The organism is Butyrivibrio proteoclasticus P6B7, from assembly GCF_000622085.1.
In the GTDB taxonomy this organism is placed as follows: Bacteria; Bacillota; Clostridia; order Lachnospirales; family Lachnospiraceae; genus Butyrivibrio; species Butyrivibrio proteoclasticus_A.
In genome coordinates, this window is the sequence record NZ_JHWL01000002.1 from 158955 (window position 1) to 176179 (window position 17225).

At 40.9% G+C, this 17225-nt stretch carries 12 protein-coding genes; 9 read left to right on the forward strand and 3 right to left on the reverse strand.

Annotated elements, in window-relative coordinates:
- Window positions 1-6: 6 nt before the first annotated feature.
- Window positions 7-1740 carry an indolepyruvate ferredoxin oxidoreductase subunit alpha gene (gene iorA / locus T541_RS0102310; RefSeq protein ID WP_026651165.1) on the reverse strand — a complete coding sequence of 578 codons (1734 nt, stop codon included), beginning with the start codon at window positions 1738-1740 and terminating at the stop codon, window positions 7-9.
- A 200-nt stretch (window positions 1741-1940) separates the two neighbouring features.
- Between iorA and T541_RS0102315 the strand changes: the two genes are divergently transcribed.
- Window positions 1941-3575: a class I adenylate-forming enzyme family protein gene (locus T541_RS0102315; protein ID WP_026651166.1), complete on the forward strand. Its 1635-nt coding sequence runs from the start codon at window positions 1941-1943 to the stop codon at window positions 3573-3575.
- Between the two features lie 69 nt (window positions 3576-3644).
- On the opposite strand, the gene T541_RS0102320 is transcribed toward T541_RS0102315, so the two are convergent.
- Window positions 3645-4082: a dUTP diphosphatase gene (locus T541_RS0102320; RefSeq protein ID WP_026651167.1), complete on the reverse strand. Its 438-nt coding sequence runs from the start codon at window positions 4080-4082 to the stop codon at window positions 3645-3647.
- Between the two features lie 319 nt (window positions 4083-4401).
- Here T541_RS0102320 and T541_RS0102325 point away from each other — a divergent pair, with 319 nt between their 5' ends.
- From T541_RS0102325 to T541_RS0102345, 5 genes are all read left to right on the forward strand, one after another.
- Window positions 4402-5406, forward strand: a complete 1005-nt coding sequence (locus tag T541_RS0102325; protein WP_026651168.1) for an ABC transporter ATP-binding protein — start codon at window positions 4402-4404, stop codon at window positions 5404-5406.
- The gene (locus T541_RS0102330) at window positions 5403-7577 is read left to right on the forward strand and encodes a Gldg family protein (RefSeq protein ID WP_026651169.1); all 2175 of its coding nucleotides are present in this window, start codon (window positions 5403-5405) and stop codon (window positions 7575-7577) included. Before T541_RS0102325 ends, T541_RS0102330 begins: the two co-directional genes overlap by 4 nt.
- Window positions 7578-7584: 7 nt before the next feature.
- The gene (locus T541_RS0102335) at window positions 7585-8265 is read left to right on the forward strand and encodes a DUF4340 domain-containing protein (RefSeq protein WP_026651170.1); all 681 of its coding nucleotides are present in this window, start codon (window positions 7585-7587) and stop codon (window positions 8263-8265) included.
- A 318-nt stretch (window positions 8266-8583) separates the two neighbouring features.
- Window positions 8584-10068, forward strand: a complete 1485-nt coding sequence (gltX, locus tag T541_RS0102340) for a glutamate--tRNA ligase (protein WP_026651171.1) — start codon at window positions 8584-8586, stop codon at window positions 10066-10068.
- A complete protein-coding gene (locus T541_RS0102345) occupies window positions 10058-11953 on the forward strand; it encodes an ATP-dependent helicase (protein WP_026651172.1) in 1896 nt (631 codons plus the stop codon). Before gltX ends, T541_RS0102345 begins: the two co-directional genes overlap by 11 nt.
- Here the strand turns inward: T541_RS0102345 and T541_RS0102350 are convergent.
- Window positions 11917-12288: a DUF1292 domain-containing protein gene (locus T541_RS0102350; RefSeq protein ID WP_026651173.1), complete on the reverse strand. Its 372-nt coding sequence runs from the start codon at window positions 12286-12288 to the stop codon at window positions 11917-11919. The two genes, T541_RS0102345 and T541_RS0102350, sit on opposite strands and share 37 nt — an antisense overlap.
- Before the next feature lie 151 nt (window positions 12289-12439).
- Between T541_RS0102350 and T541_RS18600 the strand changes: the two genes are divergently transcribed.
- From T541_RS18600 to miaB, 3 genes are read left to right on the forward strand one after another with little or no spacing between them, the layout of a single operon-like run.
- Window positions 12440-14407: an alpha-amylase family glycosyl hydrolase gene (locus tag T541_RS18600; RefSeq protein WP_051538050.1), complete on the forward strand. Its 1968-nt coding sequence runs from the start codon at window positions 12440-12442 to the stop codon at window positions 14405-14407.
- Window positions 14404-15645, forward strand: coding sequence for a peptidase T (gene pepT / locus T541_RS0102360; protein WP_026651174.1), 1242 nt, complete (start codon window positions 14404-14406; stop codon window positions 15643-15645). The genes T541_RS18600 and pepT overlap by 4 nt, the downstream gene beginning before the upstream one ends.
- 44 nt (window positions 15646-15689) lie before the next feature.
- On the forward strand, window positions 15690-17144 hold the full coding sequence (miaB, locus tag T541_RS0102365) for a tRNA (N6-isopentenyl adenosine(37)-C2)-methylthiotransferase MiaB (RefSeq protein WP_026651175.1): 1455 nt from the start codon (window positions 15690-15692) through the stop codon (window positions 17142-17144).
- Window positions 17145-17225 lie beyond the last annotated feature (81 nt).

Here is a 17225-nt window from a genome sequence, read left to right on the forward strand (position 1 = left end):
GATAAATTACAGTGCGCCTACAGGGCAGAGCTGACTACATACATTACATCCAACACAAAGTGTTGCATCGATGGTTGCCTTCTTGTTTCTTACAGAAATAGCAGGGCATCCGATCTTCATGCAGCTCTTACAGCCAACGCATTTATCCTCTTTAACTGAAATAGGAGGATTGTGTTTTACATTTTTAAGAAGAGCACAAGGGCGTCTTGAGATAATTACAGAAGGCTCGTCCTTTGCAAGCTCCTCGTTAAGTACTTCATCGCATTCCTTAAGGTTATATGGATCCACAACTCGTACATTGGTAAAGCCCATTGCCTTGCAAAGTGCCTCAAGATCGATCTTGCCGGCTGGGTCTCCCTTAATGTTAAGACCAGTTGTAGGATTCTGCTGATGACCAGTCATACCTGTAATTGAGTTATCAACGATAACGATAGTTGAATTGGACTGGTTGTAGGCAACATTGGCAAGACCTGTCATACCTGAATGCATGAAGGTTGAATCGCCAATTACTGCTACGGTCTTACTTTCTGATTCTTTGCCAAGAACCTTGTTAAAGCCGTGAACAGCACCGATAGAAGCACCCATACAAAGAGTCATCTCAATTGCTCCAAGTGGTGGAACAGCGCCAAGGGTATAGCAGCCGATGTCTCCAAGAACGGTGCAGTTGTTCTTTTTAAGAGTGTAGAAAAGACCTCTGTGAGGACAGCCAGCACACATAACTGGTGGTCTTCCAGGAATCTGAGCATCAATCTCATAGCTCTTTTCAACAGAATTGCCAAAGGCCTTGGAAAGGAGATTCTGTGAGAATTCATCGATCATAGGAAGCATGTCTTTTCCAGAAACAGAAAGGCCAAGCTTCTTAACATGATCTTCGATAATTGGATCAAGTTCCTCTACAACGTAGAGCTTATCTACCTTTGATGCAAAATCCTTAATTAGCTTTTCTGGAAGAGGATTAACCATTCCAAGCTTAAGAACGCTTACCTTATCGCCAAAGACCTCCTTCACATACTGATAGGATGTAGATGAGGTGATGATACCGATCTTAGTATCACCCATTTCAACTCTGTTAATTGGGCAGTTCTCTGCGTACTCAATGAGCTTTCTTATTCTTTCTTCTACGATAGGATGACGCTTTTTGGCATTCCCTGGCATCATTACGTATTTTGCAATGTCTTTTTCATAGTTCTTTTTAACTTCAATTCTGTCTGATGTAGACACGATTGACTGGGAATGAGCCACACGTGTGCACATCTTAAGAAGAACAGGAGTGTCGTACTTTTCAGACAGCTCATAGGCAAGCTTAGCAAACTCAAGAGCTTCCTGAGAATCTGATGGCTCAAGCATAGGAACCTTGGCAGCAATTGCATGGTGACGTGAATCCTGCTCGTTCTGGGATGAGTGCATACCTGCATCATCAGCAACTACGATCACGAGACCTGCGTTAACTCCTGTATATGACATTGTGTAAAGTGGATCTGCAGCAACGTTAAGACCAACGTGCTTCTGAGCGCAAAAAGAACGGCGCCCTGCAAGACATGCACCAAAGGCAGATTCCATTGCAACCTTCTCATTTGGTGCCCATTCGCAATATATATCATCGTATTTAACTGCTTCTTCCGTTATTTCTGTGCTGGGAGTTCCAGGATAGCTGGAAACAAAGCACACCCCCGCTTCATACAGTCCCCGGGCAACAGCCTTATTACCCAGCATCAACTGCTTGTTACTTGCATTATTCATACCTCAACCTCCTAATTTTCGGCTATTTTAGGCTTTAAAGTGATAAAGCATAATAGATAAAAAATAAAGAGCCGAAACCCTTTTTTTAGAATAAAGGAAAAAGTGCACAAAATCAAGGGTAAAAAGCATTTGTTGTTTGACCTTTATGACAAATTCCATTATACTTTACTTTAACGCGTTAATGCGTATAAGGAGGGGTTATGCCGATTACAGATTTGCTTGAAAGAAATGCCAAATTGTTTGGGGACGAGGTGGCTTTAGTTGAGATCAATCCCGAGATCAAAGAAGAGCAAAGGGTTACCTGGAAGGAGTACGAGCTGATTCAGCCTACTTCCACAGCTTTTTACAGGAGACAGATCACCTGGAAGGTCTTTGATGAGAAGGCCAATCGAGTTGCCAATCTGCTTATTGAAAGGGGAGTTGGGAAGGGTCAGAAATGTGCAATTCTTCTGATGAATTGTCTTGAGTGGCTTCCAATTTACTTTGGAATTCTTAAAGCCGGAGCCGTTGCTGTTCCGCTTAATTTCCGTTTTACAGCTGAAGAAATTGATTATTGTTTAAAGGCCTCTGATTCAGATGTTCTTTTCTATGGTCCTGAGTTCATTGGACGTATCGAGGACATTGCCGAGAAGATCAAAAAAGAGATGCTTCTATACTATGTAGGAGATCAGACACCGCCTTACGCTGAGGACTATTACAGACAGTCCTCCAATAGCTCATCAAGTGCGCCTTTGGTTCTTTTGGAAGACAAGGATGATGCGGCTATTTACTTCTCATCCGGTACTACTGGATTTCCAAAGGCTATTCTCCATATTCATACTGCTCTTATGCAGTCTGCCAAGATGGAGGCTATCCACCATGAGACCACTAGAAATGACACATTCCTTTGTATTCCGCCTCTGTATCACACAGGAGCTAAGATGCACTGGTTTGGTTCTTTGTATACCGGAAGCAGAGCAGTTCTTTTAAAAGGAAATTCTCCTGAGGCAATATTTAGAGCTGTATCTGATGAGAATTGTACTATAGTATGGCTCCTGGTACCTTGGGCTCAGGATATTCTCTCAGCCCTTGATACAGGAAGACTTAAACTGGAGGACTATCATTTAAGTCAGTGGAGACTCATGCATATTGGAGCTCAGCCTGTTCCACCAAGCCTTATTAAGAGATGGCTCCATTACTTCCCAGAGCATAAGTACGATACTAACTATGGCCTGTCCGAGTCTACAGGTCCTGGCTGCGTACATCTTGGCCTTGACCATGTTGATAAGGTAGGTGCCATCGGTGTTCCAGGCTATGGCTGGAAAGTTAAGATCGTTGATGAGGAAGGAAATATCGTTAATAAGGGTGATATCGGAGAGCTTTGTGTTAAGGGTCCTGGCGTTATGGTCTGCTATTACAAGAATAAAGAGGCTACTGATGAGATCCTTAAGGATGGCTGGCTCTTTACAGGAGATATGGCCAAGGAGGATGAGGACGGCTTCATATTCCTGGTAGACCGTAAGAAGGATGTAATTATTTCCGGAGGTGAGAACCTTTATCCAGTTCAGATCGAGAGCTTCCTTGTTAAGCATGAAAAGATCCATGATGCTGCGGTAATTGGTCTTGCAGATCCTCGTCTTGGCGAAATCGCTGCTGCCATTATCCAGGTGGAAGAGGGTCAGACCATGACAGAGGAAGAGGTAGAGCACTTCTGCGTGGACCTTCCAAGATATAAGAGACCTCGCAAGATTATATTTGCTGATGTTATCAGAAACGCCACCGGTAAGATCGATAAGCCTAAGCTTCGTGAGATCTACTGTGGTGAGCACCTTGTAGAAAGACAGAATATGGGCTAAATAATAACCACTTAGAAGATTACTGGTTGTCAGTACTTCTAAGTGGTTTTTAGTTCTTTTAACAGATGATCACTGCTTACCTGTGGAGCCGAAGCCTCCGCGGTCAGCACCCTCTAAGTGTTCACATACTTCGAAGTTGATGTGTGGCTGGTTCTCCATGATACGGAACTGGCAGATACGGTCGTTAAAAGAAATATGAGTATCGCGCATTGCAAGAACAGGCATAAGCCACTGATCATTGTCTCCGCAGTAGGAGTGGTCGATGACACCCATGTGGTTGACCTGGATGATTCCGAAGTTCTTAAAGGTAGAGCTTCTTGGAACCAGGTGAGCTTCGTAGCCTTCAGGAATCTCCATGGCTACGCCTAGAGGAATAAGGTGGAATTCGCCCTGCTTAAGGTCGATGTCCTCTGCACTTCTTAAATCTATCCAATCGGATTTACCGTCGATGTATTCAAGCTTTTGGATCTGGTCGTTAAAGTATTTGATCTTTATGGTTTTCTCCATTTTTTCCTCCCGAAATCTTATTTCATACTTTTAACATTATAAGACATAAGTGGCTGTTGGTAAATTATATGATGATACGAATTGCTCCGTTTCTTCGAAACTCTCGCAATTCTACGAACATTCGGAATCCGCTAATTTACTATGTAAATTGCTACTTCCTCATGTTCGGCGGGTCTCAAAGTCATGATTCGAACCATGCAAGCATGATCGCATTATGACCTTTCGACCCTATAATCATAAAATTTTATGTTCAATTAAGTTTTTAATGCTATAATTAGAACGTTGTTTTTTAAAGAATTATTTTTGGAGGAAGAAGGTTTTGATTAAGGTTGATGGTATTTCAAAAACATACGGCTCAAATAAAGCAGTAGAAAACCTTTCATTTGAACTGGAAAAAGGTAAGATTTACGGCTTCCTTGGACCTAACGGCGCCGGCAAGTCTACTACTATGAATATTATGACAGGTTATCTTGCACCAACAGAGGGTAAGGTAATTATCGAGGATCACGATATTGTACTTGAGCCTGAAGAGGCTAAGAAGCATCTCGGATATCTTCCAGAGCTGCCACCTCTTTATCAGGATATGACTGTAGAGGAGTATCTTAGATTCGTAGCTGAGCTTAAAAGAGTTCCTAAGAAAGAAAGAAGAGATCAGCTTGCAAAGGTTATGAAGATGACAGAGATCGGGGAAGTCTCTGAGAAGCTCATCAGAAACCTTTCAAAGGGATACAAGCAGAGAGTTGGTCTTGCACAGGCTATTCTTGGTTTCCCAGAGCTCATTATTCTTGATGAGCCAACAGTTGGCCTTGATCCAGAGCAGACTATTGAATTCAGAGAGATGGTTAAGGGTCTTAAAGAGGACCACATTGTTCTTATCAGCTCCCACATGCTTTATGAGATCCAGGAGCTTTGCGATGTTATCATGATCATCAGTCATGGTAAGCTCATCGAGAATGGTACTAAGGAAGAGCTTATTGCTAAGTACGACAACAAGACTCTTGAGGAGATCTTCATTGAGGCAACTCACCACGAGGCGGAGATTCTTGAGGCTGAGAAGAAAGAGGCAGAGCGTAAGGCTGCTGAGAAGAAAGCCAAGGAAGAAGACGATGAGGACGAGGGTGAGGAGTCTGAGGAAAAAGAGCCTGAGATCGAATTCGAGATGACTGAAGAAGAATACAAGGCTATTTTTGGTGAAGACGCCGTTGAAGATGATGAAGATTCTGATGAAGAATCTGAAGAAGAGGATTCTGATAAAGAAGAATCTGAAGATAAAAAGGAATCTGAAAAGAAAAAAGATAAGGATTCCAAGGAGGAGGAGAAATGATAGCAATATTTAAAAGAGAATTTAAAGGATACATGAATACTGTCATTGGTCCTTTATTCATTTCTGCAGTGCTCCTTGTTTTTACTCTTTTCTTTATTGGAGCAACACTCCTTTCTGGAACAGGTAACCTTTATCAGGCTTTGTTTATCACTGCATATTTAGGTTTTATTATTCTTATGCCTATACTTGGTATGAGAAGCTTTTCAGATGATAGAAGACATAAGACAGATCAGCTTATTATGACAGCACCTGTTTCAATTTTTGAAATAGTATTTGGTAAATTCCTTTCTCTTGTAGCTATATTTGCAATTCCAACTGCTGTTATCTGTATCCTTCCTTTAGCTCTTACACCATTTGGTAATATTCCATATGCCTGGAACTATACATGTATTCTTGGCTTTTTCCTTTATGGTGTTATGGCTATTGCTATTTCAATGTTCTTTTCATCATTAACAGAGAACATGATCGTATCAGTAGTTCTTTCTGCAGTTGCAATGATTTTTGGAACATTCTCATACTATATTTATGAGAGTATTTCCAATACAAAAGTTAGCTATGCAATTAAGTCTGTTATCGGTTTTTCTGATTATCTTATGGATATGATGAAGGGCTGGCTTACAATTGGTAGTGTTATTTACTTTGTTTCAGTGACAGCTCTTTTCCTTTTCCTTTGCGGACAGGTAATTCAGAAGAGAAGATTTACAGTTTCTAAGAATACTCTTTCTCTTTCAACATACAGCACACTTACAACAGTTATTGTAATTGCAATCGTTGTAGCAATTAACTTTATATATGCTAAGCTTCCTGAGAGAATTATTCCTGATAGCGTAAGAGCAATCGATGTAACTCCTGGCAATTACTATACTTATAAGCTTTCTAAGGAATCAAAGGATGTAGTTAGCAAGATTACTGATGATATCACAATCTATTATCTTGCCAGAGAAGTTGAAAATGATTCAATTACAACTAAAGATAAGAACCTTGAGTCATTATTGAAAGAATATGTTAAGGCTAATAGTAAGATCCAGATCAAATATGTAGATCCTATTGTTAATACCAAGTTTTATAAGAACTATTCCGACACATCTCTTGATGATGGTAGTGTTATCGTAGTAGATGAAACTAATGGAAGAAGCAAAGCAATCAATGAGAGCGAGTTACATACATATACTTACGATTATTATTCAGGTGAAAAGATAGAAACTGGTATCAATTATGAAAACCAGCTTACATCAGCTTTTCAGTATGTAACACTTACTGAGGATCAGCTCCTTCAGTGTTACACACTTACAGGTCATGATGAGGCTCCATTCGAGACAAACTGCACTGATCTTTTTGGCGAATTCAACATGAACGTTAAGGATCTGTCCTTATTGAATTCTGGAAGTGTACCTGAGGATTGTAACGTTCTCTTTATCTGCGGACCTCAGACAGACCTTACAGAGGCTGAGGCAAACGCAATTATTGACTACATCACTAAGGGCGGTAACCTCTTTATCACTTATGAGTTCTGGTCATTTGATCAGAGTCTTCCAAACCTTGAAAAGGTTATGGCTTACTACGGTGTATCTGTTGATGACGGTGTTATCATCGAGACTAAGGCAGACAGACAGTTTGCTCTTGCTCAGATCAACACATACTTCCTTGCAACTCTTGGCGACAGCTCAGTAACAGATGGCGTTAAGTCAGTTGGACAGCAGGAGATTATTGCTTATAACGCAGCTCCACTTAGCTACGGCTCAGAGGATGGTTCTGTATCATACAGCCCAATTCTTACAACAAGTGAAGAGGCTTATGTGGCAACAGACGATGCTGGAACATACCAGAAGCCTGCTGGAGCAACTACAGGAACATCAACCTTTGGTCTTCTTTGTGCTAAGCAGGGTACAGACAAGGTATCATATGCAGCTATCTATTCTGCTGGTTATATCTTCTATAACTACTGGGATGAAAACTACACACTTGGTACACATGAAAAGCTTTTTGCAAACACACTTAATCAGCTTGCTGACTTTAACACTGATTATGTATATATTCCAGGTAAGTCTCTTGATACAAGCATCATGATCTCAGCACTTAATATCAAGATGTTCAAGATTCTTCTTTTCTCTGCTTGCGCAATTATCTTTATTGCAGGCCTGGCAGTATATATCGTAAGAAGGAGAGTATAACTTAGTAATGAAGAAAAAGAAAATCCAGCTCATTGTAGCTGTTGTAGTACTTCTTGTTCTTGTGGGCGGTTACTTCGGTCTTCTTAAATATAACGAAGTAGCTTCCGCAAAGGACGCTGATAAAAAAGAAGGCGAAGTTGTCCTTGACCTTAACAAGGACGACATCGCTAAACTCGCAATCACAAATAATAGTGGCTCCTACACCTTGGTTAAGACAAACGGTGTCTGGACCCTTGAAGAAGATCCATCTCTGACCCTGGTTCCTGAGAGTGTAGACTATGTAATATCTGCTTTATCATCAGTAAACAGTTACTACACCTTCGACCCAGATAGCGACATTTCACAATACGGCCTTGATAACTCAGACCTTTCTGCAGTCATCACAATGACTGACGGCACAACACACACCATCACCGTAGGCGATTTTAGTACTATCAACTCCAAGTACTTCTGCTTCATCGACGGTACAACAAAGTGCTACATGGTTGGCGCCGACATCACAGGCTACATGGGCTATCCAAAAACCAACTACATGTCAGACGAAGACGCTATGGCCTATTCAGCCGCTGAGGCTTCATTAGAGCCGTCTACAGATGCTTCCACAGATGCTTCCACAGAAGATTCATCAGTAGAAGAAGCAGTAGACATGGATTCTGAAGTTTCAGGCGAGGCAGATTCTTCAAACTGATATAGAGCTTTGTGTCTTATTATTTCAATATATTATTTCTGGTTGGCTGTATGGCTGATGTGAACAAGTTGTAGACAATAAAAACGAGTGTGGTACGTGGCGGGACTTAAAAAACGTCAGTACTTAGTTGCTGTTCTTTAGCAACTTAGTACTGCTACGTTTTTTACGTAGCGAGAGCGCGAGCAAGAACCGCACTCGATTTTTATTGGCGACAACTGTCCGGGTTATATTAACCTACCGGTATATTGAAAAATAAACACAATGTGCTAGAATATGTAGTTGCACAAGAAAACTAAGTTTATTTGAAAGGTTGAGAAAATGGTTAAGATTCGTACAAGATATGCACCAAGTCCAACTGGACGTATGCATGTAGGAAACCTTAGAACAGCTCTTTATGCTTATCTTATTTCTAAGCACGAAGGCGGAGATTATATCTTAAGAATTGAGGATACAGATCAGGAGCGTTTCGTAGAGGGCGCTACAGAGATTATCTATAAGACACTTGAAGACACAGGCCTTAAGCACGACGAAGGTCCAGACATCGGTGGACCAGTAGGCCCATACGTTCAGTCAGAGAGACAGAAGGCTGGTATCTACCTTCAGTATGCCAAAGAGCTTATTGATAAGGGCCAGGCTTATTACTGCTTCTGCGATGAGGAAAGACTTTCTACCCTCGTTCAGAAGATCGATGATGGCAATGGCGGCACTAAGGAGATCAGCGTTTATGATAAGCACTGTCTTTCTCTTTCTAAAGAGGAGATCGAGGCTAATCTTGCAGCTGGTAAGCCTTATGTTATCAGACAGAACAATCCAACAGAGGGAACAACAACCTTCCATGATGAGCTTTACGGAGATGTAACCGTTGAGAACAAAGAGTTGGATGACATGATCCTTATTAAGTCTGACGGATATCCAACCTATAACTTTGCTAACGTTGTTGATGACCACCTTATGGGAATCACACACGTTGTAAGAGGTAATGAGTATATTTCTTCATCACCTAAGTACAATCGTCTTTACGATGCATTTGGCTGGGAGGTACCTAAGTACATTCACTGCCCACTTATCACAGATGAGGAGCACCACAAGCTCTCTAAGAGATCTGGTCATTCTTCATTTGAGGATCTTATCGAACAGGGATTCCTTGCTGAGGCAGTAGTTAACTTTGTTGCTCTCCTTGGATGGTCTCCAGATGATAACCAGGAGATCATGAGCCTTGAGGATCTTATCAAGAAGTTTGATTATACACGTATCAACAAGTCCCCAGCTGTATTCGACTACACTAAGCTTAAGTGGATGAACGGCGAGTACTTAAAGGCTATGGACGATGATAAGTTCTTTGAGATGGCTAAGCCTTATCTTGATAAGGCAATAACCAATGAGGCTCTTAAGTCAGATGAGACTAAGATGCGTAAGATTGCAGCTATGGTTAAGACAAGAATTGAGATCTTCCCAGATATCGAGGGAATGGTTGATTTCTTCAACGAGCTTCCTTCTTATGACACAGCTATTTACTCACACAAGAAGATGAAGACTAACGAGGAGACTTCTCTTGCAGTTCTTAAGGAAGTACTTCCACTTCTTGAGGCTCATGATGATTATACAAACGATGCGCTCTTTGCACTTCTTTCTAACTACATCAAAGAGAAGGAGTACAAGAACGGATATGTTCTTTGGCCAGTAAGAATTGCTGTTTCCGGCAAGGAGATGACTCCATGCGGAGCTACAGAGCTCATGGAGGTTATCGGTAAGGAAGAGACAATAAATAGAATTAAAAAAGGAATTGAATTACTTGAGAAATAATGTACCAACTGGTAATGACCTTTTGGTAAATGCCGCTCAGGCAAAGGCTATCAGCCATGTTTCCGGTCCTGCAATGGTTCTTGCAGGGCCGGGGAGCGGTAAAACCTTTGTTATAGTGCAAAGGCTCATAAATCTTATTACATCCTGTAATATTGAGCCCTCAAGCATTTTAGTCATTACCTTCACAAAGGCTGCTGCCATCGAGATGCAGCAAAGATTTTTAAAAATCACGGATAGTTCTTATCCAGAAGTTAATTTCGGAACATTTCATTCTGTTTTTTATCAGATCATTCGTCAAAGTAAATCCCAGTCAGAAAAAAGTCCTGAAATTGTAAACGAAACATTTAAGATTAAGCTCTTAAGAGATATTCTTGAGGATATTAAGTTTAGGGAAAATCTAAGCTCTTTTGAATACGACATCACTGATGAAGCGGTAAAAGAGATAATTCAAAGGATTGGAAAGATCAAAAATACCCTCGAACCTGATTTTGAGCAGGTTAGTAACATACCCTATAAGGAATACTTTAAACGTATCTTTGATAGCTACAACAAGGCTCTTATTGAATACGGCAAGATCGATTTTGACGATATGCTCCTTAGGTGCCTTAAGCTTCTTAAGGAAAACCCAATTGTTTTAAGGAAATGGCAGGAGAGATTCAAGTTCTTTTTGATTGATGAATATCAGGATATTAATCCAGTTCAAAGCGCCATAATTGATCTTCTGTGTCAGGGGAATATGAATCTGTTCGTGGTGGGAGATGATGATCAGTCTATATACGGCTTTAGAGGCTCTAACCCTGAGATCATGCTGTCCTTTTATGAAAGATATAGCTCGTTTAACCCTAAGAGAGTGGAGCTTGATGTCAATTACAGGTGCGGAAAGGATATATTAAAGGCCGCACTATGCGTGATTGGAGATAATAAGAACAGGTTTAAAAAGAGCCTTCATGCAGACGATAAAAGTCCTTCCGGCCTTGTGTCAGCAAGACGTTATAAGACCAATAATGATCAGATACAAGATATGGTCAGAGTATTTAAAGAGGATATTGAGAATATTGGAACCTATGCGGTGATCTTCAGAACCAACCAGGAAGCCATGAATATGGCGGCTGTCTTTAGAATGATGGATATTCCCACAAGCCTTGATGAGGCATCTAGGGATATCTTTTCCTATGATTCAGTGATCACAATTATTAACTACCTTAAGTTTGCTACGGGTCACAATGAAAGGGAGATATATCTTAAGATCATAAATAAGCCTATGAGGTTTATATCCAGGGAAAGTGCCAGAAAAGATAAGGTCACAGAAGGTGATGTTCTTGAGTATTACAGGGGAAATTATAGGAAACAGGATGATGTTAAGAAGTTCTTTCATCAGCTCAATATGATCGCCCACATGAGACCGGCTCTGTCTATCAGGTATATCAGAAGGGAAATGGGTATAGATAAGCTCTTTTCAAAGGATAAGGATATTCTTGATAAGGTTAGTGAGATTGCAAGGGAATATAGCGACATGGAAGGATTCCTTAAATTCATTGCAGAAAGGGAAAAAAGTGATAGATCTGCCACGAGAAGGCGGAATGGAAATTGCCTTAAGCTTTTGACTATGCATGGCTCGAAGGGCCTTGAATTTGATAATGTCTGGATTCCTAATCTTAATGAGGGAATAATACCCTCAAGAAGTGCTGTAGAGCCTCCAGAATTAGAAGAAGAGCGCCGCATACTCTATGTCGGAATGACCAGAGCAAAGCGAAAGCTCTTCCTATCTTACTTAACCGGTAATAGCGGTAATCCTATGTTGCCCTCAAGGTTCTTAAGACCCATTAGACATTTATGGGAAAATGAGAATTATTCTCCCTCTACCTCGCCATCAAGTCCCTCCTGAGGGAGCTCAACAAACTCATCAAACTCAACATCATCAAGATACTGATCAAAGGCTTCTGAAACTGCCATATACTCATCATCATCAGTGATGTTGCCAAGTTCTGGGTCTGAGTTTTTATCTTTCATTATGAATTCGTAGATCCAAACGTTGCCGTCGTCATTCTGGCCGTTTTCATCAAGTGGTAAAAGAACTATATAGTCCTTGTCCTTAACTGTTAAAACTACCATAATGGCGCAGGTTACGATCTTGCCATCTCCTAAGTCGATGTCGACAGTTGTCTGCTCACCGTTCTCGATCTTGGTATTCATATCAATTGCATTCTTGGAAAATTCCATGAAAAGTCCTCCTGACTACTTTAGATATCTTTATAGCTTGATTATAGCACACAATAAGTGCACTTTAGTGAATTATGTGTTAAAATATTACGGCGTATGAAAATCTATGAAGGCTAGAATAAAAGCTAAATTTACTAAGGGGAAGTAATACATGGCTAACAGATATGTGATAGAGAGGGAAAAGCCTTATCCACTGGGTTGCTACATTGACTACGACAAGAGTCTTGTGGTTCGTGCCGTTTTCGAAGACAACAAGAGCTGTGGTATCAAGCTTTATCCTGATTCTAAGGACCGCAATAAAGAAATACTTACTATAGAACTTCCTAAGGCTAACAAAAGAGGTTCCATTTATTCTGCAAGAATCTCAGGAATTGAGGATATTGATTCCTATACTTCTTATAACTACTACGAGGATGATTCCTATTTTTGCGATCCTTATGCCAAGCATATTTTAGGCCTTGAGTCCTTTGGCAAATATGTGGCTGCTTCTGATATCAGAGCAAGACTTGAGAATAAATCCTTATCCGGAACAGTAGATAAGGGCTTTGACTGGGGTAAAGAGAAGTCTCCGATGATCCCATATGAGGAGAGCTTTATTTACCTGATGCATGTAAGAGGCTTTACTAAGGCTTCTTCAAGCAATCTCCCTTCTTCGAAGAGAGGAACCTTTAACGGAATAATTGAAAAAATTCCATATCTTAAATCCATCGGTGTTACAAGTATAGAGCTTATGCCTGTCATCGAGATGAATGAGATGGATACAGATGATAATAGCGCAAAGCTTGAAGGAAAGACCAATATTCTTTATTCAAGAAATGGCAGTATCACTGACACCAACACTATGCCTAGTAAGCTTAATTTCTGGGGCTATAAGAGGGGCTATTACTTTGCTCCAAGAACAGCTTATTGTGAGAATGCCTCTGACCCAGTCACTGAGTTTAAATCCTTCGTTAAGACTATGCACGATAATGGCCTCGAAGTCATATTGCAGTTCTATTTTAGCGAAAATGAAAGTGAGAGCCTTATCATAGATGTTCTCCGTTTTTGGAGATGCACTTACCACGTAGATGGCTTCCATCTTAAGGGAGCAAGGATTCCTATAAGGCTTATTGCCAAGGAGCCTTTATTTACTGACGTTAAGATCTTTTATGAATGGTTTGATTATGGTGATATCTATAAGGGACAGAAGCCTCCTGTTAGACTTCTTGGTGAGTACAATAACTCCTTCCTTTACACTGCCAGAAGATTTCTTAAAAGCGACGACAATACAGTTAATGACTTCCTTCGTTGCATGATCGCTAATGGCACAGACCATGGCATAGTTAATTACGTTGCGGATTATGAAGGCTTCAGACTTGCTGACCTTGTTTCCTATGAGCATAAGCACAACGAGGAAAACGGCGAGAATAACAAGGACGGAAGTGATAATAACCTTAGCTGGAACTGTGGTATAGAGGGACGCACCCGTAAGCAGAGCATCTTGGAGCTTCGTAAGAAGCAGATCAAGAATATCCTGACAATGCTTTTCTTATCCCAGGGTACACCTATGCTTTTTGGGGGTGATGAATTCTGTAATTCCCAGCAGGGTAACAATAACCCTTATTGCCAGGACAATGAGATAAGCTATGTGGACTGGAAGGCACTTGATAAGAACCAGGATATATTTGAGTACTTTAGATTCTTAACAGAGCTTAGATTTAAGTACAAACTCTTTCACAAGAAGCACCCATACAAGCTGATGGATTACTTATCCTGTGGCTATCCTGATCTTTCCTGTCATGGAAGAGAGGCCTGGAGACCAGATCTTTCTGGACACAGCCACCTTCTTGGAATGCTTTACTGCGGTAACTATGATTCCAAGGTTAAGGATGCGCCATTTATTTATGTTTGCTACAACATGCACTGGACCAAGCAGGAGATAGCACTTCCTAAGCTTCCTGAGGGCTATGAATTTAACCTTTTATCAGATACAGGTATGGAAAAGGCGGATTCAGGCTTTAAAGAGGATGAGCAGAAGAACCTTTATGTGACAATGGAAGAGAGATCTGTAAGGATCTATCTTGGGGAGAAAGACCCCAATTATAAACCTAAAAAGAAGACACGAGGAACTAAGAAATGACAGTTGATGTAATTGAGAAATTTTTAAGATACGTTAAGATTGACACCCAGTCCGATGATACAACAGGTACTTCTCCTTCAACTATGAAGCAGCATGATCTTGCCAAGATCCTTTTTGAGGAGCTTAAGGCTATTGGCTGCTCAGATGTTTATTATGATGAGGAGCACTGCTATGTATATGCAACTATCCCATCTAATATTGATGATGGCAAGGACAGACCAGCTATTGGTTTTGTTGCTCATATGGACACATCAGATGAGGTTAGTGGCAAGGACGTTAAGCCACGTATCGTAGATAATTACGACGGCAAGGATATTGTTCTTAACGAGGTTGAAAAGGTAGTTCTTTCACCTAAGGACTTCCCTGAGCTTTTAAACCATATTGGAGAAGACCTTATTGTTACTGATGGCACAACTCTTCTTGGAGCTGATGACAAGGCTGGTGTCTCTGAGATCATGACTATGGCCGAGACTCTTTTATCAAATCCAGAGCATAAGCACGGCGAGATCAAGATTGCCTTTACACCAGATGAAGAGATCGGCGAAGGAACAGCATATTTTGATATAGACAGATTTGGCGCCAAGTACGCCTTTACTGTAGACGGCGGTAAGCTTGGTGAACTTGAGTATGAGAACTTCAATGCCGCAGAAGGAGTTATCAAAATTAACGGACGAAGCGTTCACCCAGGTGATGCCAAAAACAAGATGATCAATGCAGCGCTTCTTTGCTATGAGTTCCATTCTCTTTTACCAGTATTTGAGAATCCTATGTACACAGAGAAAAGAGAAGGCTTCTTCCACCTTACAGAGGTAAATGGCGGAACAGAGAGTGCTACAGCTTCATACATCATAAGAGACCATGATGAAGCTCTTTTTGCCAAGAAAAAAGAACTGTTCTTTGCAGCCGCAGAGTTCCTTAATAAGAAATATGGTCAGGGAACAGTAGAGGTTTCTGTAAGAGACCAGTATTACAACATGATTGAGAAGATCCGTCCTCACATGCACCTTGTTGATAATGCCAAGAAGGTTATGGAGAGCCTTGGAATCACTCCTATCGATTCCCCGATCAGAGGCGGCACAGACGGAGCAGCCCTTTCCTACAAGGGTCTTCCATGTCCTAACCTTTGCACAGGCGGATATAACTATCATGGTAAGTATGAGTATGCTTCAATCCAGGAGATGAGGAAGGTTGTTGATATCCTCCTTGGAATCGTTGATGCATACGGCAAGGATTTTTGATTTAAGTTTTAGTATTAGTATCAGTATTAGAAAGAGTTTTATGAATGAGTAAAGAAATCAATATTTTAAACAGTAACAGAACAGAAGTAGCTGATGCAGAGAGCCTTCGTCAGCTTGATTTTATTGATAAGGCCAAGGAATACGTTTCTTCTTTGGAAAAAGAGCTTGGACGTAAGCCAAGAGCCTGTGTTGTAACCTTTGGATGTCAGATGAATGCCAGAGATTCTGAGAAGCTCCTTGCTATCCTTAAGCTTGTTGGATACGAGGAGACAGAATCTGAGGATGCGGAGTTTGTTATCTATAACACCTGTACAGTCAGAGATAATGCGGACCAGAGAGTTTATGGACGTCTTGGTCAGTGCAGCAATTATAAGAAAAAGAATCCTCACATGAAGATAGCTCTTTGCGGATGCCTTATTCAGGAGCAGAGCGCTGTTGAGAAGATTCAAAAGAGCTATAGATTCGTGGATCTTTTATTTGGAACCCATAACATCTATAAGTTTGCTGAACTTTTGTGCACATGCCTTGAGTCAGACCGCATGATCATTGATATCTGGAAGGATACAGATAAGATCGTTGAGGATCTTCCTGTTCTTCGTAAGTATCCATTTAAGTCAGGCGTTAACATTATGTTTGGCTGCAACAACTTCTGTACCTACTGTATCGTTCCTTATGTTCGCGGAAGAGAAAGATCAAGGTCACCTAAGGATATTATCAAAGAGTGTGAGAAGCTTGCTAAGGACGGAGTTAAGGAAGTAATGCTCCTTGGTCAGAACGTTAATTCCTACGGTCTTGATTTTAAGGATGATGATCCAAACAGAATCTCATTCCCACAGCTGATGGAAGAAGTTTGTAAGGTTGAAGGTATTGAGAGAGTAAGATTCATGACTCCTCATCCTAAGGATCTTTCTGACGAGCTTATTGAAGTTATTAAGAGAAATCCCAAGATTGCCCGTCATATCCACCTTCCACTTCAGTCTGGAAGTACAGAGATTTTAAGACGTATGAATAGAAAGTATACTAAGGACAGCTATCTTGCCCTTGTAGATAAGATCAGAAGAGAGCTTCCTGATGTTGCTATTACAACTGATATCATCGTTGGTTTCCCTGGAGAAACAAGAGAAGACGTAGATGATACCATCGATGTAGTTAAGAAGGCTGCTTTTGATAATGCCTTTACATTTATATATTCAAAGAGAACCGGCACACCAGCAGCTTCTTTTGAGAATCAGGTTCCAGAGGCAGAGGTTAAGGAGAACTTTGACAGACTCTTAAAGGTTGTACAGGATACAGCCAGAGAGCAGGCTGAGAAGTATACAGGTAATGAGGAGTTCGTTCTTGTAGAGGGAGTTAACGAGCACGATAGAGGCCTTGTTACCGGAAGAATGTCCAATAATACCCTGGTTCATTTCCCTGGGGATGAGGAAATGATCGGAAGCTTTGTTAAGGTTAAGCTTTTGGAATGCCACGGTTTCTATTATATGGGACAGATGGTTTAAATCTTTAGGATAAGGGGAGAGAGTTAAGTCGTGGAGGGAGTCTCAGTTTACGATACTATTGATATAGATAAAGTGTCTCCT

What these genes read in the sequence shown, in the direction of transcription:
- T541_RS0102335 (WP_026651170.1), top strand. Translation starts at nt 7,585, where the DNA reads ATGAAGAAAAAGAAAATCCAGCTCATTGTAGCTGTTGTAGTACTTCTT.
- iorA (WP_026651165.1), bottom strand. Translation starts at nt 1,740, where the DNA reads ATGAATAATGCAAGTAACAAGCAGTTGATGCTGGGTAATAAGGCTGTT.
- gltX (WP_026651171.1), top strand. Translation starts at nt 8,584, where the DNA reads ATGGTTAAGATTCGTACAAGATATGCACCAAGTCCAACTGGACGTATG.
- T541_RS0102315 (WP_026651166.1), top strand. Translation starts at nt 1,941, where the DNA reads ATGCCGATTACAGATTTGCTTGAAAGAAATGCCAAATTGTTTGGGGAC.
- pepT (WP_026651174.1), top strand. Translation starts at nt 14,404, where the DNA reads ATGACAGTTGATGTAATTGAGAAATTTTTAAGATACGTTAAGATTGAC.
- T541_RS0102320 (WP_026651167.1), bottom strand. Translation starts at nt 4,082, where the DNA reads ATGGAGAAAACCATAAAGATCAAATACTTTAACGACCAGATCCAAAAG.
- miaB (WP_026651175.1), top strand. Translation starts at nt 15,690, where the DNA reads ATGAGTAAAGAAATCAATATTTTAAACAGTAACAGAACAGAAGTAGCT.
- T541_RS18600 (WP_051538050.1), top strand. Translation starts at nt 12,440, where the DNA reads ATGGCTAACAGATATGTGATAGAGAGGGAAAAGCCTTATCCACTGGGT.
- T541_RS0102330 (WP_026651169.1), top strand. Translation starts at nt 5,403, where the DNA reads ATGATAGCAATATTTAAAAGAGAATTTAAAGGATACATGAATACTGTC.
- T541_RS0102350 (WP_026651173.1), bottom strand. Translation starts at nt 12,288, where the DNA reads ATGGAATTTTCCAAGAATGCAATTGATATGAATACCAAGATCGAGAAC.